Origin of the sequence: Haemophilus sp. Marseille-P9675, assembly GCF_916862695.1 — a bacterium.
In the GTDB taxonomy this organism is placed as follows: domain Bacteria; phylum Pseudomonadota; class Gammaproteobacteria; order Enterobacterales; family Pasteurellaceae; genus Haemophilus; species Haemophilus haemolyticus_K.
This window is the reverse complement of the sequence record NZ_CAKASP010000002.1, coordinates 78,209-97,718: the sequence shown is the minus strand read 5'-3', so window position 1 is coordinate 97,718 and position 19,510 is coordinate 78,209. Positions and strand designations below refer to the sequence as shown.

The following is a 19,510-nucleotide window of genomic DNA, read 5'->3' as shown; positions in this document are numbered from 1 at the left end:
GCGAAATGGATATGGCTAATTGGCAGAATTATCGTTCTACCGTGAATGGTATGCCTGCCGTGTTTACCGCAAATATTGAAGATGTTGAAAAATATCACGGTAAAGATCTCGATAAAATAGTGCAATTCACTATCGCTTATAAGGCAGATGATGAAACAGGTTTGCCCTCAGAAGTTGAATACGATAAGTTAATTAATCGTGTATTTAAAATTCTGGCTCAATTAACCGCACTTCCGAATGTATTTTTTGCGGGACATTTTATTTGTAATTCCCAAGCTAAAATGCATTTTTACTGTGAGCATGAAAATCTTGTTGTAGAAACTTTACAACAAATTGATTTTGTTAAAGATATTAATGTGCAAAAGGATTTAAGTTGGGATACTTATTTTGACTTTTTGCTTGCTTCTCCATTAGAGATTAAATTAAATGCAACGGAAGAGTTACTTGATTTGCTTAAAAATAAAGGCCGTGATTTAAGTGATACGTATCTAGTGGAGCATAGTTTTCATTTTGATGAAGAAGAGAAAATGTTCCCTTTCATGGATGAGCTTAGTTTAGGTGATTATTCTTTCACAACATTACAATATTCCGCACAAGCTATTCAGTTTAATGAAGATGATGAACCTTATTTCTTGGTGAAATTAGAGCAAGAAATTTCATTAGATAATGGTGAGATTTTTGAACAAGTAGAACGGTTTGAAAAACTGGCTGGGCAATTTGCGGGAGAGTATATCGGCTGGGAATGTGATTCTTTGATGGATGCGAATAAGCAGTTGAATTAGTTTTTTTAGATGCTCGTAAGTCATAAAAAGAGAGATATTTATCTCTCTTTTTTAATGTAATTTAACTTTTCGGCGCATTTTACGCATTAATAAAAATACCCATGGCCATAGTATTCCCGACGCTAAAGCCCCAAAGATTTCTTGCCAGTTAAAAAATGCGGTATGTAGGGAGAATTCGACTAAGAAAATAGCTAATCTGACAATAAATACGAATGCAATCACTAAAAGACTTTGAAACCAAAGCGATAAATTTCTGAGTACGAGATAGTTTTTTACCACAAAATAAATTGTCACAGAAAGGACTAAAGCATGAATGCCTAATGTGGAACCTAGGATTAAATCCCATACAAGTCCTAATAAAAATGCCCATCCAATACTGACTTTATTGGGAATAGCCAGAACCCAGTAAAGTAAAACGAGAACTAACCAAGCAGGCTTAAATGCTTGAAAACCAAGTGGCCAGGGTGCGAGTTCTAGCACTAATGCCACGACAAAGAAGCTTAAAATTGTGAGCCATTGTAAAATAAAGCGAGTTTGCATTAATCTTCTTCCCTATGTTCTTGTTGTTCTGACGGTACAGCTTCTTCATTTTGCGGTGCATCGGTTGGAATTTCAGGTTCAACCGTTGATTTATCCTTATTTTCTTGAAGATTATCGTCTGTTAATGGGGCTTTTTTTACTTTGTAATCAGCTTCATTCGCTTGGCTTTCTAAACGTTTTTGTACCAAATTACGCACTTCTTCTGGAGACATAGATTTTACTTTAGACATATCTAAATTGCTTGGCCAAAGTAGTAATACATAGCGTAAGCGTTCAAGGGCAGCGAGAGGTTTGGCTTTGACAGTCGCAAAGTAATGGGAACCATCGCGTGAAACGCTTTGTACAATCGCTACTGGATAGCCTTCAAGGAAACGACCACCAAGACCAGACGTTACAAGTAAGTCGCCTTTTTCGATATCCACAGAACGAGGTACATTATCAAGAGTTAGCTCATCGGTATGCCCTGTACCACTTGCAATGACGCGAACATCATTACGTAGAACTTGTACTGGAATAGAATGAGTGACATCAGTTAAGAGTAGTACTCGGCTTGTGTTCTCGCCCACAGAAATAATTTGACCAATGACACCTTTTTCATCAATTACAGGCTGACCTACATAAGCACCGTCTTTTTCGCCTTGGTTAATAACAATTTGTTGACGATAAATATCTGTTTCTGCAGTTAAAATTTCCGCAATCTTTTTGTATTCATCGGTGCGTAAAGGGGAGTTTAACAATAAACGTAAACGCTGGTTCTCGACTTTAAGTTGATCTAGTAAGAGTAAATCTGCATTTTTTTCACGTAATTGTTCTCGTAATACTTTATTTTCGATTTGTAATTTACTGGTATCTACTAAATTATCTGATACCCCATCTAATACGGTACGAGGGCTATTGGCAAGATAATAGAGACCACCCACTGCAGTTTCCATGGCGCTGCGAACTTTAGTCATTGAATTAGTTTGACCATCAGCTAAGATTAAAGAAAGAGAAGCGGCTATAGCTAATAATAATCGAATGCCAAGCGGGGGGGCTTTACCGAAAATAGGCTTCATTAAGCGTCCTACGTTGAGATAAAAAGATTAAAAGGAAAAGTGCGGTCATTTTTAACCGCACTTTTTATTTTTGTTCTAAATTAAATTTCGTCACTAAAAATATCGCCACCGTGCATATCGATCATTTCTAACGCTTCACCACCACCGCGAGCAACACAGGTTAATGGATCTTCAGCAATGATGACTGGCACTCCCGATTCTTTAGAAAGGAGAATATCAATATTGCGTAGTAGTGCACCACCACCAGTTAATACCATACCACGCTCAAAAATGTCTGCTGCATGTTCTGGCTGACATTCTTCAAGTGCGGTTCGAACGGCTGCAACAATACCATTTAAGGGCTGTTGAATAGCTTCTAACACATCGCGTGAGGTTAAGGTGAATGAACGAGGCGCACCTTCAGCAAGATTATGACCATGCACTTCCATTTCTTTAATTTCATCACCTTCTTGAATGTAGGCTGTACCAATTTCTTGTTTAATGCGTTCAGCAGTAGGTTCACCGATAACAGAACCAAAAGTGCGGCGAACATAAGAAATGATCGCTTCATCAAAACGGTCACCACCGATACGAACTGAAGAAGAATATACGATACCGTTTAAGGAAATAACAGCGACTTCAGTCGTACCACCACCGATGTCAATTACCATGGAACCAACCGCAGTAGAAACGGGTAATTTAGCGCCGATTGCGGCTGCCATTGGCTCTTCAATTAAATATACTTCACGTGCACCAGCACCGATTGCGGATTCTTTAATTGCACGACGTTCTACTTGTGTTGCACCTGCAGGCACACAGACAAGCACACGAGGGCTTGGACGCATAAAATTACCGCTGTGAACTTGTTTGATAAAGTATTGCAACATTTTTTCTGTAACAAAGAAGTCTGCGATTACACCATCTTTCATTGGGCGAATAGCAGCGATGCTTTTTGGTGTACGTCCAAGCATTAATTTCGCTTCTTTACCTACAGCTGCGATGCTTTTTAGTGAACCAACACGATCTTGTCGAATTGCAACAACCGAAGGCTCATCTAAGACAATACCTTGACCTTTCACATAAATTAACGTGTTTGCAGTACCTAAGTCGATAGAAAGATCGTTTGAAAAAAGTCCACGAATTTTTTTAAATAACATAATTATCCTATTCTAAAATCAGAGTTAATTTTGCTTGGCTGAAAATGTGAAATTATCTCATCGCCAAGCACGCAAAAAATTGTGCTAAATGTACCAAAAAATGTGTTGAAATTACAGTTGTTTTTCGTGTTTTTTACATCAGTTGCCACTGGCCTTTATCTTGCAGAGTCAGCTGTTGCTGATGTAAAGCTTTCAGCGTTGAACGGTGGCCAACACTGATTAGCGTGGTTTTTGGTAGCTCTTGTTTTAATAGTTGATACATCGCAAATTCTAAACCTTCATCCATGCTTGCGGTGGCTTCATCTAAGAAGGCTACGGCAGGTTTGTGTAGAATCAAACGCGCAAATGCTAAACGCTGTTGCTCACCAAGCGAAAGAATACGCGTCCAGTCTTGTTCTTTTTCTAATTGTTCAGCCAGATGTCCTAGTTGCACTTTATTTAATATTTCTATCGCTTGTGTATGTGAAATATTGTCTGGCTTATTGGGATAAGTTAATGCTGAAATCAAATTTCCTTGTGGCACATAGGGTTTTTGCGATAAGAAAAGTTGACTGTTTGTTGGGCAACTCACTTCACCTTCTGCGTAGCTCCAGAGTCCAGCGATTGTTCGTAAAAGTGTCGTTTTTCCTGCACCAGATTTTCCTTGAATGAGTAAACTACTTCCTTGCGGTAGCGTAATGTTGAGATTTTCTACCAGTGTGTGACCTAATGGATTTTTAACACTTAAGTTTTTGAAAATCACATCTGTAGGGTGATTGTGTATTTGTGTTTGCGATTCATGATTAACCATTTCAATGGCATAGCTGAAACCAGTTAAACGATCGAGTGTCGCTTTATACCCAGCAAAACTATCGTAAGTATTACGGAAAAATGAAAGATTGCTGTGCAATTTTCCAAATACTTGTAAAGTTTGCATTAAATCACCGAGTTTTATTTGTTTTTCAAAGTAACGTCCAACTTGAATTAACAACGGAAAAACAACAGAAACTTGACTTACAACTAAGTTAAATCCTGAAAATTTTAGTGTTCTAAATACGATTACCCACATGTTATGGATGACAGAATTGAATTGTTGATAAAGCTGATTTTTTTCTACCTTTTCACCTGCATAAAAAGCAATGCTTTCGGCATATTCTTTTATGCGAATTAAAGAATAACGATAGTTTGCGTTTAAGCGTTCATTAATAAAATTCAAAGAGATTAATGGACGACCGAGCCAAAATGCAATGAGGCTAGTGAAAATGACATAGCCAAACACTAAGAACACCATCATATGTGGAATTTCCACGCCAAGTACCATCATTGGACCCGCTAATCCCCATAACAAAATCGTGTAAGAGATCATCGAGGTGACCGCATCAATGACTCCAGTGCTTAAAGAAAGCGTGGTTTTTACATAAGATTGGACATCTTGTTGAATACGTTGATCGGGGTTATCTAGGTTTTCTGATAAATACTGTGTTTTGTAATAGGCTCGGTGTGCCATCCATTTATCAACAAGCTGTTCGTTAAGCCACTCAATCCAGTTGATGACGAAACGTTGCTCTAAATAATAGCTTACTAATGCCGCAGAAACAGAACTTGCGGCAATGACGCAGAACAAGCCCATTTGTTGCCAAAATACATGTTCATTAAATTCTTGCAATGATGTGTACATATTTTTGTACCACTCAGAATGTACAAGGCTGATACGCACACTGAGTAATGTCATCGCAACAATAAGCAGAAAGAATAGGATAGGTTTTATGCTGCGTTTAGGTGAAAGATAGCCACCTGCAAACATCCAAAATTGTTTTCCCCATTGGGTAAAACGTACCAAAAGAAAAATGCCAAAACTAAAGACGACTGAGGTGATAGCTAGCGTTTGTAAAATCCAAATAAGAGAAGTAATGGCTTCTTGGCCGTAATCCATAAATATTCCATCCGAGATAAAAGAGCGGTGAAAAATAACCGCACTTTTTGTAAAAGGTGCAAGAATTTTCGGTATTGTAGAGTCTATGCTCAATTTCGCAAGAAAAAATGTGACGAACGTAGCATTTTTTGAGTTTGGTTAAGGTTTTCAAAAACAACTTGGATATAATCCAAAGGAGTTAAATTTCATTTTTAAGGGGTCAATATGAGTGATATTGCAATCACGATTAGTCTTCTTGCCCTTGTTGCCGTAATTGGTTTATGGATCGGGCATTGGAAGATCCGAGGGGTTGGGCTTGGCATCGGTGGTGTGCTGTTTGGCGGCATCATTGTGGCTCATTTCACCAATCAATATGGCTTGCAATTAGATGCACGTACGTTGCATTTTGTGCAGGAATTTGGCTTGATTATGTTCGTTTATACGATTGGGATCCAAGTTGGGCCTGGTTTTTTTGCATCTTTACGAAAATCAGGTCTAAAACTCAATGCTTTTGCCATTTTAATCGTTGTACTAGGTTCTGTTGCTGCGGTGATCGTGCATAAGGTCGCGGATGTTCCGTTAGATATTGCACTTGGTATTTATGCTGGGGCGGTAACTAACACGCCAGCCCTTGGTGCCGGTCAGCAAATTTTGACTGAACTTGGTGTGCAACAAACTACAGTGACAATGGGGATGTCTTATGCGATGGCTTATCCATTCGGGATTTGTGGTATTTTGCTTGCAATGTGGTTAATACGCTTATTTTTTAAAGTCAAAGTGGACGATGAAGCCGCTCGTTTTAATGCAGAGAGCGGTCAAGAAAAAGAAAGTTTACACAATATTTCTTTAAAAGTGACGAACCAAAATCTGGATGGTCTTACGTTAATTCAAATTCCAGGATTTAGTGATGAAGAAGTCGTATGTTCACGTTTAAAACGCGATGATATGGAAATCGTTCCAAAGGCAAGTACTGAGATTCGTACCAACGATATTTTACAACTAGTTGGGGATGATAATTCGCTTGCCAAAATGCGTTTGATTATCGGGCACGAAGTTGATGCACCAACCGTTGCCTATAGTGGCGAAATTCGTTCCGAGCGAGTGGTAGTGACGAACGAAAAAGTATTGGGCAAAAAGATCCGTGCGTTAGGCATTCATCAAAAATATGGGGTGGTTATTTCACGCTTAAATCGTGCGGGGATTGAGTTGGTTCCAACTGGAAATACTACGCTGCAATTTGGCGATGTGCTACATATGGTCGGACGTACCGATGTACTAAATCAAGCCATTTCAGTGATTGGTAACGCACAACAAAAATTGCTTCAAGTGCAGATGTTACCTGTGTTTATCGGTATTGGTTTAGGTGTGCTTGTTGGTTCGATTCCATTCTATATTCCGGGTTTCCCAGTTGCGTTAAAATTAGGGCTTGCTGGCGGGCCATTGGTGGTTGCGTTGATCTTAGCGAGAATTGGTACGATTGGTAAACTTTACTGGTTTATGCCACCTAGTGCTAACTTGGCATTGCGTGAAATAGGGATTGTTCTTTTCTTGGCAGTGGTAGGTTTAAAATCAGGTGGAAGTTTCTTTGATACCTTATTGAATGGCTCAGGCCTTGAATGGATGGGATACGGTATTTTTATCACCTTTATTCCATTAATGATTACCGCTATTTTGGCTCGTCTATATGGCAAACTGAATTACCTTACAATCTGTGGTTTACTTGCTGGATCAATGACAGATCCACCAGCTTTAGCATTTGCTAATGAAATTAAAGAAGATAACGGTGCAGCAGCACTTTCTTATGCCACTGTGTATCCATTGGTGATGTTCTTGCGGATAATGTCGCCACAGTTATTGGCTGTGTTATTGTGGGCAGCATAGTCCAAATTAGTTCAATTTATACAAACAAAAGCGCGGTTAATTTCGCGCTTATTTTTTGTGTGGATTTTGCGCGAGAGGGTATTCAATGATAGAATCTCGCACTTTTATTGCGAAGCGAGAACAAAATGGCACTAGTTGAATTTTTGATGGAAACCTTAGATGGGTTAAAGGGAACAGATATTGTACATTTTGATGTACGTGGAAAATCATCAATTACGGATAATATGATTATTTGTACGGGGACATCGAGCCGCCAAGTTTCTGCAATGGCAGATAATTTAATTACAGAATGTAAAAAAGCAGGTTTTGAAACTTTTGGTGAAGAAGGTAAAAATACTGCAGATTGGATTGTGGTGGATCTTGGTCAAGCAATCGTACATATTATGCAACGTGACGCGCGTGAAATGTATCAATTAGAGAAACTTTGGGCGTAAATTTTAGTAAAGTGCGGTGAAAAATAACCGCACTTTTTAGATAAGGATGACTTGTGAAAATCACGTTAATTGCTGTCGGAACAAAAATGCCTTCTTGGGTTACAATGGGTTTTGAGGAATATCAACGCCGTTTCCCAAAAGATATGCCTTTTGAACTGATTGAAATCCCAGCAGGTAAGCGTGGAAAAAATGCTGATATTAAACGTATTTTAGAGCAAGAAGGTAAGGCGATGTTAGCCGCCTGTGGAAAAGGCAAAGTCGTGACGTTAGATATTCCAGGTAAACCTTGGACCACACCACAGTTAGCCGAGCAACTAGAAGCCTGGAAAAACGATGGCCGCGATGTATGTTTGTTGATCGGTGGGCCAGAGGGGCTTTCGCCAGAATGTAAAGCCGCTGCAGAGCAAAGCTGGTCGCTTTCACCATTGACATTACCTCACCCGCTTGTTCGTGTTGTGGTTGCTGAAAGTTTGTATCGTGCGTGGTCGCTCACGACTAATCATCCTTACCACCGAGAATAGTAAATCCTCATTTTAGTCAGATGAATTTAAAAAGATTCTTCAATACGCCAACTCATGAACCGTTCCGCGATAAAAAAGCGGAGCGTAACCTTTTTGCACGCCGAACTTTAGTGGCTTTTTTGGGGATTTTGCTACTAACGGGTGTGTTATTCGCCAATATTTATCAGCTACAGATTGTTAATTTCGATACTTACCAAACGCGTTCTAATGGTAACCGAATTAAATTATTACCTTTACCTCCAACGCGAGGCTTAATCTATGATCGTTACGGTAAATTATTAGCCGAAAATCTCACTTTTTTTGGTTTATACATTGTGCCAGAAAAAACTGAAAATTTAGACCGCACTTTAGATGAATTACGCTACATTGTAGGATTGACGGATAATGATATTGAAAATTTTAAAAAGGAACGTCGCCGCGGAACGCGTTACACGCCTATTTTATTGAAACCTAATTTAACAGAAGAACAAATCGCACGTTTTGCAGTGAGTGGCTATCAATACCCGAGTTTAGATGTACGTCCTTACTTTAAACGCTATTACTTATATGGCGAGATTATGACGCATATTTTAGGTTATGTGGGAAAAATTAATGATAAAGATGTAGAGCGTCTGAAAAAAGAGGAAAAATTTGCTAATTACTCGGGAACGAGTGATATGGGAAAATTAGGTATTGAGCGTTATTATGAAGATAGTTTACATGGTGTAACAGGATTTGAAGAAGTTGAAATTAATAACCGTGGAAAGGTAATTCGTAAATTACGAGAACAACCAGCTGTAGCAGGAAAAAGTATTCATCTCACCATTGATTTAGAATTACAACGCTATATTACGGAGCTTTTATCTGGGCAAAAAGGTGCAATTATTGTTCTAGATCCAAAAGATAGTGGCGTGTTAGCAATGGTCTCGACACCGAGTTATGATAATAATCTTTTTGTGGATGGCATTTCATCTGAAGATTATAAACGTTTATTAAATGATCCAGCTCGTCCATTGTATAGCCGGGCTACACAGGGTGTATATCCCCCCGCTTCTACAGTGAAACCTTTTATTTCCGTAGCCGCACAAACTGAAAATGTGATTACGCAAAATACAACCATTTTTGACCCAGGTTATTGGATTTTACCGAATACCTCAAAACGTTTTCGCGATTGGAAAAAATCAGGTCATGGCTATACGGATTTAAATAAGGCGATTACAGAATCATCCGATACTTATTTTTATCAAGTTGCTCATAATATGGGGATAGACCGTCTTTCGGAATGGATGAAACGCTTTGGTTTCGGCATGCCAACAGGCATTGAAATTCAGGAAGAAGCGGCTGCCAATATGCCAAGTCGTGAATGGAAACAAAAACGCTATAAACGTCCTTGGGTATTGGGTGATACGATTTCAGTTGGTATTGGGCAAGGTTATTGGACTGCTACGCCGTTACAAGTAGCAAAAGCAACAGCAATATTAGTCAATAACGGTAAAGTAAATACACCACATTTAATGAAAGCTATTGAAGGTGCGGAATTATCACCTTATAAAGATCCATTGATTTATCCTGATATTAGTGAGCCAAAACAAAATTATTGGGATGCAGCAAAACGTGGAATGTATAATGTTGTTAATTCTGCTGCAGGCACTGGACGAAAGGCATTTGCCGGTGCTAATTATAGAGTTGCGGGTAAGTCTGGTACGGCACAAGTTTTTAGTCTCAAAGAAAATGAAAAATACAATGCGGCTGGATTGAAAAAAGAATTGCACGATCACGCATGGTTTACCGCATATGCACCTTATGAAAACCCTAGATTGGTTGTGACAGTTATTTTAGAGAATGCAGGCGGTGGTTCAAGTAATGCCGCACCGTTAGCGCGTAAAGTGATGGATTACTATTTAAATCAGCGTTTACCACAAGTTGAAAAATATAATGCAAATATTCAGCAAAAAGAAGATTTACCACAAGAGGGCGAGCAGATAAATGGAAGATAAAATCCCTTTCTGGTTGCGTGTATGGCAACGTTTGCATATTGATTTTTGGCTTTTTATTGGCTTAGTTGCAATAACAGCCTATGGCATGCTTGTGCTTTATAGCGCCACTGGTGCGAGTGAAACCATGTTCCAAAACCGTATTATACAGGTGATGCTTGGATTTATGGTCATGCTGATTATTGCGCAATTTCCGCCTAAGTTTTATCAACGTATTGCGCCATATTTATATCTAATTGGATTTGCAATGTTAGTTTTAGTGGATGCGATTGGTACGACAAGTAAAGGAGCTCAACGTTGGCTCGATCTTGGTTTTATTCGTTTCCAACCCTCTGAAATTGTGAAGCTTGCAGTGCCATTAATGGTCGCTGTGTATTTAGGTAATCGTCCACTTCCACCTAAATTAAGTGAAACATTTATTGCGATTGCAATGATTATGATTCCTACTTTACTTGTAGCTATACAACCAGATTTAGGTACATCAATTTTGGTAAGTGCGTCAGGTTTATTTGTAGTATTTTTAGCTGGAATGAGTTGGTGGTTGATTTTAGCTGCAGTGATTGGCTTAGCTGGATTTATTCCGATCATGTGGCTATATCTAATGCACGATTATCAACGCACTCGCGTTCTCACATTATTGGACCCAGAAAAAGACCCTCTCGGTGCTGGCTATCATATTTTACAATCAAAGATTGCGATTGGGTCTGGTGGCCTTTGGGGAAAAGGCTGGATGCAGGGTACGCAATCTCAGCTTGAGTTTTTACCCGAACCTCATACCGATTTTATTTTTGCGGTAATGGGTGAAGAACATGGGATGATCGGTTTCCTCATTTTAATGGTAATCTATATGTTTATTATAGTGCGAGGTTTAATGATTGCTGTAAATGCGCAAACTTCTTTTGGTCGTATTTTAGCGGGCGCAACGACGCTAATTTTCTTTGTATATGTGTTTGTGAATATTGGAATGGTAAGTGGTATTTTGCCTGTGGTTGGTGTCCCCTTGCCATTATTTAGTTATGGCGGGACGTCATATGTCGCGATTATGGCAAGTTTTGGATTGCTTATGTCAATTCACACACATAAGAGCAAATTTATGAAAGGGAACTAATTTCATTTTTGCTTTTCTTATATAAGTATGAAATAAAAGAATGAGAGACGTATGAAATTAAAAATGTTATTAAATTTAACCGCACTTGCATTTTTTGTATTAGTGACGACTTTTCCATCACAAGCGGATCCTCAGAAAATGTATGGTATTCAAGGCGATAAATTATCTATTGCTACGACTGTTCCCGCTCCCAATACGTATTCTGTGAAAGGAAAAATATATACAACAAAAGATGCTGATGAAGCAAAAAATTACAGTAAAGAGGGCTTAGCTAGTTATTATCATTTAAAGTTTAACGGAAACAAAACTGCAAGCGGAGATATTTATAATTCATCTCTATTTACTGCAGCACATAAAACGCTTCCAATCAATTCTTATGCCTTGGTGACGAATTTACATAATAATCGAAAAGTGATTGTACGTATTAATGATCGAGGACCTTTTAGTGATAAACGTTTAATTGATCTTTCTCATGCCGCGGCTAAAGAATTAGGGTTAATTGCTCGAGGCACAGGACAAGTAAGAATTGAGGCTTTACATGTAGCGAAAAATGGACAATTGTCAGGGGCTGCAACCAAAACTTTAGCAATGCATGCTAAAACAAAAGAGGCTGCAGAACGTTTGGGATTAAATAAAAATATATTAGTCAGCCAGATAGCCGCAAAAAATATCTCTGAAAAAGATAGTTATAGATTAAAAATGCTTGAGCTAACTTCACGTAGTCAGGCTGATAAGTTGATCACACAATTATCTTTGGAAAATGTGAAAACTGAAGTCAATCGTGCTGGAGGTAAATATGAAATTCATATTGGACCTTTTGATAATAAGGAACAACTGACTCAGGTTAGAAGCCAATTACAAAAAATGGTGAGCAATAAGCCATTAATTGTTTATACATATAAAAACTAAGTTATTGTAGGAATGCATTATGTTAACGAAAACAACAAGAATTTTAATTTTATCAGGATTAGTGGCAAGTGTAACTTTTGCTGCTTCTGCAGAAGATATGCAATATGGCATAACACCACCACAGATTACAGCGCAAACTTATGTATTGATGGATTACAATTCAGGTGCGATTCTGACCGCACTTAATCCGGATCAGCGTCAATATCCTGCATCATTAACAAAAATGATGACAAGTTATGTGGTAGGGACCGCTTTAAAACAGGGTAAAATTCACAATACCGATATGGTAACTATTGGTCAGAGTGCGTGGGGGCGTAACTTCCCTGACTCATCAAAAATGTTTTTAGATTTAAATACACAGGTATCAGTGGCTGATTTGAATCGTGGAGTGATTGTGGTATCAGGCAATGATGCAACAATAGCATTAGCTGAATATATCTCCGGCAATGTACCGAACTTTGTAGAAACAATGAACAAATATGTTCAACAATTTGATTTGAAAAATACAAATTTCACCACGCCGCATGGTTTGGATGATCCTAATCAATATTCTTCTGCTCGTGATATGGCGCTTATTGGAGCACATATTATTCGTGATTTACCTGAAGAATATAAAATTTACTCAGAAAAAGATTTTACATTTAATAAAATTAAACAGCCTAACCGTAATGGTTTATTATGGGATAAAACCATCAATGTTGATGGAATGAAAACAGGCCATACTAGCCAAGCCGGATATAACTTAGTTGCTTCAGCGACTACACCAAACAATATGCGTTTAATTTCTGTAGTAATGGGTGTGCCAACTTACAAAGGTCGTGAAGTAGAAAGTAAAAAACTTTTACAATGGGGCTTTGCTAATTTCGAAACATTTAAAACGTTAGAGGCAGGCAAAGAAGTTTTAGAACAACCTGTTTATTACGGTAATAAAGGTAGTGTGAAATTAGGAACCTTACAAGATAGTTTTATCACTGTTCCGAAAGGCAAACAAAATGAGCTTAAAGCTCGATATGAGTTAGAAAGTAAAAACTTACAAGCGCCTTTAGCAAAAGGCCAAGTCGTTGGTAAAGTCATTTATCAATTAGAAGGTAAAGATATTGCTGCGGTAAACTTACAAGTGATGGATGAAGTGGGCGAAGCTGGTATTTTCGGAAAAGCTTGGGATTGGCTCGTGCTCACTGTAAAAGGCTTATTTGCATAAAATATGCCAGAAACTTACCGCACTTTTTTCATTTTTAACTGAGGCATTCATAATGTGTGGGTGGTGTATCATCCACACATCATTTTTATTATTGGGTAATAATATGACAACAGAAAACGATTACGCAAAACTTAAAGAATTAATGGAATTTCCAGCAAAAATGACATTTAAAGTTGCTGGAATTAATCGCGAGGGATTAGCGCAAGATCTAATTCAAGTCGTTCAAAAATACATTAAAGGCGATTATATTCCTAAGGAAAAACGGAGTAGTAAAGGTACCTATAATTCGGTTTCAATCGACATTATTGCTGAAAACTTTGAGCAAGTAGAAACACTTTATAAAGAACTTGCTAAAGTTGAAGGCGTAAAAATGGTTATCTAGTATGAATAATTCCCTTATCGTTCGTCAGTTAGGGTTGCAAGATTATCAAGAAATTTGGCATAAAATGCAGAATTTTACAGATAGCCGCACCGAGGAAACGCAAGACGAAATTTGGTTGGTACAACATCCTCCTGTATTTACCCAAGGGCAAGCAGGTAAACCAGAGCATCTTTTACAACGTAGTGAAATACCTGTAGTGCAATCGGATCGTGGTGGGCAAATAACCTATCATGCACCCGGTCAGCAAGTGATGTATGTGCTCATTGATATTAAGCGTCATGAGAATTTAAATGTACGTCAATTAGTTACCGCACTTGAACAAACGGTGGTAAAAACTTTAGCTGAATATGGTATTGAAAGCTATCCAAAAACTGATGCACCAGGCGTGTATGTGGATGGAAAAAAGATTTGTTCTCTTGGACTGCGTATTCGTCGTGGGTGCTCTTTTCACGGGTTAGCATTGAATATCAATATGGATCTGAATCCATTTCATTATATTAATCCATGTGGCTATGTTGGTCTTGAAATGTGTCAATTAGCGGATTTTGTTAATCAAGATGAAGCTAATTGCGATAAGGTTTCACCAAAATTAATTAAACACTTTGCTGAGCTTTTAGGCTATAATGTAACAAATTTGTAATATTTAATGATCAAAAATGCCCTGTTTGGGCATTTTTATTTAGGAACGCTTATGTCAACGCCTTTCAAAATGGAACGCGGTGTAAAATATCGCGATGCGGCAAAAACGTCGATTATTCCAGTAAAAAATATTGATCCAAACCAAGAGCTATTGAAAAAGCCTGAATGGATGAAAATTAAACTTCCGGCAAATTCACTTAAAATTGAAAGCATCAAAAATGGAATGCGTCGTCATGGTTTGCATTCTGTGTGTGAAGAAGCTTCTTGTCCAAATTTACACGAATGTTTTAATCATGGAACAGCAACTTTTATGATTTTAGGTGCAATTTGTACGCGCCGTTGTCCATTCTGTGATGTCGCGCATGGGAAGCCATTACCACCCGATCCTGAAGAACCACAAAAATTAGCTGAAACAATTCAAGATATGAAACTTAAATATGTGGTGATTACATCGGTGGATCGCGATGATTTGCCTGATCGTGGCGCAGGTCATTTTGCAGAATGTGTAAAAGCTGTGCGCGAACTTAATCCTGACATTAAGATTGAAATTTTAGTGCCCGATTTCCGTGGTCGCATTACACAGGCATTGGAAAAATTAAAAGATAATCCGCCAGATGTTTTTAACCATAATTTAGAAAATGTCCCGCGCCTATATAAAGAGATTCGTCCTGGGGCAGATTACGAATGGTCACTTAAATTATTGCGTGAATTTAAAGAAATGTTCCCGAATATCCCAACTAAATCTGGTTTAATGGTGGGATTAGGTGAAACTAACGAGGAAATTTTAAAAGTCATGCAAGATTTACGTGATAATGGTGTGACAATGCTCACGTTGGGGCAATATCTTCAACCTAGCCGCCATCATTTGCCTGTTGCGCGTTATGTACCGCCAGCTGAATTTGATGAATTCCGTGAAAAAGCCAATGCAATGGGATTTGAACATGCGGCTTGTGGGCCATTTGTTCGTTCTTCTTATCATGCTGATTTACAAGCCAGTGGCGGATTAGTGAAATAATTTAAAACTGCTCTGAATTAAGCCGCACTTTTTGCTTGTCACGAAAGTGCGGTTTATTTTTGATGTTTTTTTTCACCGAATATTTACTAGCCAGAATTATTGCAAGCCTGTAAAATAGCCGACCGCTTTATTCAACTAATTATTTATAACACCTGACGATATTGTAGAAAATGACTCAAAAATTACATATTAAAACTTGGGGCTGCCAGATGAATGAATACGATTCATCTAAAATGGCAGATCTTTTATTAAGTACTCATGGATTAGAACTTACCGAAATTCCTGAAGAAGCAGACGTATTATTATTGAATACCTGTTCTATTCGTGAAAAAGCACAAGAAAAAGTTTTCCACCAACTTGGTCGTTGGAAAGAGTTAAAGAAAAATAATCCAAATTTAGTGATTGGCGTGGGCGGCTGTGTGGCTTCTCAAGAAGGGGAACATATTCGTCATCGTGCGCCTTATGTAGATATTATTTTTGGTCCACAAACTTTGCACCGTCTGCCCGAAATGATTAACCAAATTCGTGGTGGTAAGAGTTCTGTTGTAGATGTAAGTTTCCCTGAAATTGAGAAATTTGACCGCTTACCTGAACCTCGAGCAGAAGGTCCAACGGCATTTGTTTCGATTATGGAAGGCTGTAATAAATACTGTACTTTCTGTGTTGTACCTTATACACGCGGTGAAGAAGTCAGCCGTCCTGTGGATGATGTCTTATTTGAAATTGCGCAACTTGCGGATCAAGGTGTGCGTGAGGTTAACTTACTTGGTCAAAACGTGAATGCTTATCGTGGTCCGACACATGATGGTCAAATTTGTAGCTTTGCTGAGTTGCTTCGTCTCGTGGCCTCTATCGATGGTATTGACCGTTTACGTTTCACAACTAGTCATCCAATAGAATTTACAGATGATATTATTGATGTATATCGTGATACGCCTGAATTGGTGAGTTTTTTACATCTCCCAGTCCAAGCAGGTTCTGACCGTGTATTAACGATGATGAAACGTGGTCATACAGCATTAGAATATAAATCTATTATTCGTAAACTTCGTGCTGTGCGCCCAGATATTCAAATCAGCTCAGACTTTATTGTTGGTTTCCCTGGTGAAACGGCGGAAGATTTTGAGCAAACTATGAATTTGATTGCACAAGTGAACTTTGATATGAGCTTTAGTTTTGTGTACTCAGCCCGACCAGGTACGCCAGCTGCAGATATGCCAGATGATGTGACGGAAGATGAAAAGAAACAGCGCCTTTATGTGTTACAAGAGCGTATTAATCAACAAGCTGCACAGTTTAGCCGTCGTATGCTTGGCACAGAACAACGCGTGTTAGTTGAAGGACCATCGAAGAAAGATATTATGGAATTAACAGGACGTACTGAAACGAATCGTATTGTCAATTTCCAAGGTTCTCCGGAAATGATTGGTAAATTTGTGGATGTGAAAATCACTGATGTTTATACTAATTCTCTACGTGGTGAAGTGGTGCGTACTGAAGATGAAATGGGATTACGTATTGCGCAATCTCCGCAAGAAGTGATGAATCGCACACGTAAAGAAGATGAATTAGGTGTAGGGCGTTATCACGGCTAATTGAAATCTTGAAATATTTAACCGCACTTTGAGAAATTAAAGTGCGGTTATTTTTTGTTGAATATTCAGGGCTTCAATTATTTAGAGAGAAATGTATGACGATATTTTAAATGTGACCCAATAAAAAGAATAAGACTACATAATCCTAACATTGCGCCAATATAGCCAATTTTGTCTAGCCCTATATGGGTTGCCACAAGATTTCCAAATAATGCCCCAGTGCCGATACCTGCATTATAAATACCAGAGTAAATAGCCGTAGCCACATCTGTTGCATCAGGTGCAAGTCTTAATACGCGTATTTGTAAAGCAAGACCAATACAACCAACACCAATTCCCCAAAGAAAAGAAAGAGCAAGCATTGTGATGATATATTCTGTTGAAAGGAGTAATAGTAAGAGAGAAAGGCTTTGCAAAGCCATTGCGACAACAACAAATTTAGTCGGGCCAAAACGGTGTAATCGATTGAATAAAAGGCTAGCTAAAATGCCAGATATACCAAAAATAAGAAGTACAAAAGTTGCAAAATTTGGATCCAAATGGCCTATTTCAATCATAAAAGGCTCAATATAAGTATAAGCCGTAAAATGTGCGGCAACAATCAGCATTGTGGAGATATAAAGCCCAATGAGTAACGGACGCTTAGCGAGTATTGGTAAGCTTGCAATAGAACCTGCGTTTTTACTTGGTAGTTTTGGTAAGAGTTGAATTATTAGTAGCATAATAAAGAATGCTAAAAGCGCAATAATTCCGAAAGTAACACGCCAGCCTACGAGTTGTCCTATAATTCTTCCAATAGGCAACCCTAAAATTGTTGCAAGGGATGTTCCTATAGCAAGCATTCCTAGCGCTTGTGTCTTTTTATCTTTCGGTGCGATTCGCATCACAAGAGAAGCCGTAATAGACCAGAAGACAGAATGGGCAATAGCAATGCAAACTCGAGCAATAAGTAGAATCCAGAAATTCCATGCTATAACAGATAAAATATGCCCTATGATGAAAATAATAAAGAGCTTGGTAAGTAAATTTTTCCGCTCCATTTCACCTGTTAGAAGCATTGCTGGAAGAGATACAATAAGTACTGTCCAGGCATATACAGTCATCATTAGTCCTGTATCGGCAGTTTGCATATCAAAACTGGTTGCTATATCACTTAACATTGCAACAGGGACGAATTCAGTTGTATTAAAAATAAACCCTGCGAATGCCATTAATAGGACTCGCCATAATTGAATTTTTCTTATATTTAGTGATGACATTAATGTAGCTTCTCTTTTATGATGTCTATGAGTTGATGACGAAATTCTTTTGTAAAATTAAATTTATATTGAGGTGAATAACAATCCCCAAAGAATCGGATTGGTAAGATAAGATTTTGATAATTTTTATTTATAGAACGTACTGTAAGATTTATATCACATTGCATTTGATTTAATGAGACAACCCCCGTACCACTTCCCAAAAGTGTGGGGGTTTTTAATTCAAATTTTTCAGCATTTAATTGATCTTTTAACAGTGAGAGTTGTATTTGAAATTGTTCAAACTGTGTATTTAATTCTTTATTCGCTAATAAATCATTGCTGTAATTAATCGGGAAATATTGTGAGACAATATCTAACAAATTTATACCGATAATTTCGCCATTTTTTGCCTGAAAATTGAATTTTCCTTGTGTTATTTCAGAATTTTTAAAACCTAAATTGATTTTAAAATCAGTGTAACCACTCAAGGCTTCAGGAAAGCTCAATAAGCTAAGCAATGGCTTGACAGGAAAATCCTTACCAGAAAAATTGATCATGCTTTGATCACCCACACCCTGATAATTAACTACAGCTAAACAATTATTATCACATTGTGGTTTGATATAGGTAACAAGCCGTTTTAATGGCTTGTTAAAATCACCATGAGCTTCAATATAACCAAGTGATTGATTATTTAATTTGGCATTGACAAACTGAATGATCGATGATTTTTCATTAGAGAGGTCAATATTAGCTTTAGTAAAAGTAAAATCAAAGATTTTATTTTTCCCATAAAATGGTTTTTCTAACTTAATAGATATTTGATTATTACCATTTAAAATTATTTTTTTTGCCAATAATTGCGTTAAAGAAAGCGCTGAAAAATGCATTTTTATATCGGCTAGATTTTGTGCTTTATTGCTTAATTTGAGCTGTTTAAGTTGAAGTGAGGAAAGGTTAATATTACCGTAAAAAAGTGGCAAAAGGTTGAATTGACTTTCGATCTTTTGCACAGAAAATTGTTCAGACTGAACTTTCTCGAGAGAAAGTGCGGGTGGAAATAGAGATAGATTGACTGATTGAACCGTAATATTTTGTTGTGCTAGTTGTTTATCGATGGAATTTTGTACTCGATAAAGTTGGATATACAAAAAAGAAAAGATCGCCAAAGCGACGATCCCTAAGCCAAGCGCGAGCTTTTTCATCG

The 19,510-nt window shown here is 37.9% G+C and carries 18 protein-coding genes; 12 read left to right on the top strand and 6 right to left on the bottom strand.

Annotation, left to right across the window (positions count from 1 at the left end):
• Nucleotides 1-5: 5 nt before the first annotated feature.
• Complete coding sequence (locus LIX50_RS04055; protein WP_009766796.1) at nucleotides 6-782, top strand: TIGR01619 family protein; 777 nt, start codon at nucleotides 6-8, stop codon at nucleotides 780-782.
• Between the two features lie 51 nt (nucleotides 783-833).
• On the opposite strand, the gene mreD is transcribed toward LIX50_RS04055, so the two are convergent.
• From mreD to LIX50_RS04035, 4 genes are all read right to left on the bottom strand, one after another.
• Nucleotides 834-1,322, bottom strand: coding sequence for a rod shape-determining protein MreD (gene mreD / locus LIX50_RS04050; RefSeq protein ID WP_048953809.1), 489 nt, complete (start codon nucleotides 1,320-1,322; stop codon nucleotides 834-836).
• Nucleotides 1,322-2,377 carry a rod shape-determining protein MreC gene (gene mreC / locus LIX50_RS04045; protein ID WP_048953807.1) on the bottom strand — a complete coding sequence of 352 codons (1,056 nt, stop codon included), beginning with the start codon at nucleotides 2,375-2,377 and terminating at the stop codon, nucleotides 1,322-1,324. The genes mreD and mreC overlap by 1 nt, the downstream gene beginning before the upstream one ends.
• A gap of 80 nt (nucleotides 2,378-2,457) precedes the next feature.
• Nucleotides 2,458-3,513 carry a rod shape-determining protein gene (locus LIX50_RS04040; protein ID WP_005637582.1) on the bottom strand — a complete coding sequence of 352 codons (1,056 nt, stop codon included), beginning with the start codon at nucleotides 3,511-3,513 and terminating at the stop codon, nucleotides 2,458-2,460.
• Between the two features lie 133 nt (nucleotides 3,514-3,646).
• Nucleotides 3,647-5,425, bottom strand: a complete 1,779-nt coding sequence (locus LIX50_RS04035) for an ABC transporter ATP-binding protein/permease (protein WP_048953806.1) — start codon at nucleotides 5,423-5,425, stop codon at nucleotides 3,647-3,649.
• 204 nt (nucleotides 5,426-5,629) lie between these two features.
• Here LIX50_RS04035 and LIX50_RS04030 point away from each other — a divergent pair, with 204 nt between their 5' ends.
• The 11 genes from LIX50_RS04030 to miaB all read left to right on the top strand — a co-directional run bounded on the left by LIX50_RS04030 (nucleotide 5,630) and on the right by miaB (nucleotide 17,062).
• Nucleotides 5,630-7,285, top strand: coding sequence for a putative transporter (locus tag LIX50_RS04030; protein ID WP_048953805.1), 1,656 nt, complete (start codon nucleotides 5,630-5,632; stop codon nucleotides 7,283-7,285).
• 125 nt (nucleotides 7,286-7,410) lie between these two features.
• Entirely contained in the window at nucleotides 7,411-7,719 is a 309-nt protein-coding gene (gene rsfS, locus LIX50_RS04025; RefSeq protein WP_005635481.1) for a ribosome silencing factor, read from the top strand.
• Nucleotides 7,720-7,772: 53 nt separating this feature from the next.
• The gene (gene rlmH / locus LIX50_RS04020) at nucleotides 7,773-8,240 is read left to right on the top strand and encodes a 23S rRNA (pseudouridine(1915)-N(3))-methyltransferase RlmH (RefSeq protein ID WP_048953804.1); all 468 of its coding nucleotides are present in this window, start codon (nucleotides 7,773-7,775) and stop codon (nucleotides 8,238-8,240) included.
• Nucleotides 8,241-8,260: 20 nt separating this feature from the next.
• Entirely contained in the window at nucleotides 8,261-10,216 is a 1,956-nt protein-coding gene (gene mrdA / locus LIX50_RS04015) for a penicillin-binding protein 2 (protein WP_048953803.1), read from the top strand.
• Nucleotides 10,206-11,321 (top strand): rod shape-determining protein RodA, encoded by a 1,116-nt coding sequence (gene rodA / locus LIX50_RS04010; RefSeq protein ID WP_048953802.1) that lies wholly within the window; start codon nucleotides 10,206-10,208, stop codon nucleotides 11,319-11,321. The genes mrdA and rodA overlap by 11 nt, the downstream gene beginning before the upstream one ends.
• Before the next feature lie 51 nt (nucleotides 11,322-11,372).
• The gene (locus tag LIX50_RS04005) at nucleotides 11,373-12,230 is read left to right on the top strand and encodes a septal ring lytic transglycosylase RlpA family protein (protein ID WP_048953800.1); all 858 of its coding nucleotides are present in this window, start codon (nucleotides 11,373-11,375) and stop codon (nucleotides 12,228-12,230) included.
• 19 nt (nucleotides 12,231-12,249) lie between these two features.
• On the top strand, nucleotides 12,250-13,431 hold the full coding sequence (locus tag LIX50_RS04000; RefSeq protein WP_048953798.1) for a serine hydrolase: 1,182 nt from the start codon (nucleotides 12,250-12,252) through the stop codon (nucleotides 13,429-13,431).
• Nucleotides 13,432-13,534: 103 nt separating this feature from the next.
• Nucleotides 13,535-13,813: a DUF493 family protein YbeD gene (gene ybeD / locus LIX50_RS03995; RefSeq protein ID WP_006995721.1), complete on the top strand. Its 279-nt coding sequence runs from the start codon at nucleotides 13,535-13,537 to the stop codon at nucleotides 13,811-13,813.
• A gap of 1 nt (nucleotide 13,814) precedes the next feature.
• Nucleotides 13,815-14,453, top strand: coding sequence for a lipoyl(octanoyl) transferase LipB (lipB, locus tag LIX50_RS03990; protein WP_048953796.1), 639 nt, complete (start codon nucleotides 13,815-13,817; stop codon nucleotides 14,451-14,453).
• Nucleotides 14,454-14,504: 51 nt separating this feature from the next.
• Nucleotides 14,505-15,467 (top strand): lipoyl synthase, encoded by a 963-nt coding sequence (gene lipA / locus LIX50_RS03985; RefSeq protein WP_048953794.1) that lies wholly within the window; start codon nucleotides 14,505-14,507, stop codon nucleotides 15,465-15,467.
• Nucleotides 15,468-15,637: 170 nt separating this feature from the next.
• Complete coding sequence (gene miaB / locus LIX50_RS03980) at nucleotides 15,638-17,062, top strand: tRNA (N6-isopentenyl adenosine(37)-C2)-methylthiotransferase MiaB (protein WP_005630294.1); 1,425 nt, start codon at nucleotides 15,638-15,640, stop codon at nucleotides 17,060-17,062.
• A gap of 77 nt (nucleotides 17,063-17,139) precedes the next feature.
• On the opposite strand, the gene LIX50_RS03975 is transcribed toward miaB, so the two are convergent.
• Nucleotides 17,140-18,321: a sugar transporter gene (locus LIX50_RS03975; protein ID WP_048953791.1), complete on the bottom strand. Its 1,182-nt coding sequence runs from the start codon at nucleotides 18,319-18,321 to the stop codon at nucleotides 17,140-17,142.
• Nucleotides 18,321-19,508 (bottom strand): hypothetical protein, encoded by a 1,188-nt coding sequence (locus tag LIX50_RS03970; RefSeq protein ID WP_048953790.1) that lies wholly within the window; start codon nucleotides 19,506-19,508, stop codon nucleotides 18,321-18,323. Before LIX50_RS03970 ends, LIX50_RS03975 begins: the two co-directional genes overlap by 1 nt.
• Between the last annotated feature and the right edge of the window lie 2 nt (nucleotides 19,509-19,510).

Excerpts from the sequence above, each read along its gene's own strand:
- LIX50_RS04055 (WP_009766796.1), top strand. The coding sequence starts at position 6 with ATGGATATGGCTAATTGGCAGAATTATCGTTCTACCGTGAATGGTATG.
- mreD (WP_048953809.1), bottom strand. The coding sequence starts at position 1,322 with ATGCAAACTCGCTTTATTTTACAATGGCTCACAATTTTAAGCTTCTTT.
- mreC (WP_048953807.1), bottom strand. The coding sequence starts at position 2,377 with ATGAAGCCTATTTTCGGTAAAGCCCCCCCGCTTGGCATTCGATTATTA.
- LIX50_RS04040 (WP_005637582.1), bottom strand. The coding sequence starts at position 3,513 with ATGTTATTTAAAAAAATTCGTGGACTTTTTTCAAACGATCTTTCTATC.
- LIX50_RS04035 (WP_048953806.1), bottom strand. The coding sequence starts at position 5,425 with ATGGATTACGGCCAAGAAGCCATTACTTCTCTTATTTGGATTTTACAA.
- LIX50_RS04030 (WP_048953805.1), top strand. The coding sequence starts at position 5,630 with ATGAGTGATATTGCAATCACGATTAGTCTTCTTGCCCTTGTTGCCGTA.
- rsfS (WP_005635481.1), top strand. The coding sequence starts at position 7,411 with ATGGCACTAGTTGAATTTTTGATGGAAACCTTAGATGGGTTAAAGGGA.
- mrdA (WP_048953803.1), top strand. The coding sequence starts at position 8,261 with ATGAATTTAAAAAGATTCTTCAATACGCCAACTCATGAACCGTTCCGC.
- rodA (WP_048953802.1), top strand. The coding sequence starts at position 10,206 with ATGGAAGATAAAATCCCTTTCTGGTTGCGTGTATGGCAACGTTTGCAT.
- LIX50_RS04005 (WP_048953800.1), top strand. The coding sequence starts at position 11,373 with ATGAAATTAAAAATGTTATTAAATTTAACCGCACTTGCATTTTTTGTA.
- LIX50_RS04000 (WP_048953798.1), top strand. The coding sequence starts at position 12,250 with ATGTTAACGAAAACAACAAGAATTTTAATTTTATCAGGATTAGTGGCA.
- ybeD (WP_006995721.1), top strand. The coding sequence starts at position 13,535 with ATGACAACAGAAAACGATTACGCAAAACTTAAAGAATTAATGGAATTT.
- lipB (WP_048953796.1), top strand. The coding sequence starts at position 13,815 with ATGAATAATTCCCTTATCGTTCGTCAGTTAGGGTTGCAAGATTATCAA.
- lipA (WP_048953794.1), top strand. The coding sequence starts at position 14,505 with ATGTCAACGCCTTTCAAAATGGAACGCGGTGTAAAATATCGCGATGCG.
- miaB (WP_005630294.1), top strand. The coding sequence starts at position 15,638 with ATGACTCAAAAATTACATATTAAAACTTGGGGCTGCCAGATGAATGAA.
- LIX50_RS03975 (WP_048953791.1), bottom strand. The coding sequence starts at position 18,321 with ATGTCATCACTAAATATAAGAAAAATTCAATTATGGCGAGTCCTATTA.
- LIX50_RS03970 (WP_048953790.1), bottom strand. The coding sequence starts at position 19,508 with ATGAAAAAGCTCGCGCTTGGCTTAGGGATCGTCGCTTTGGCGATCTTT.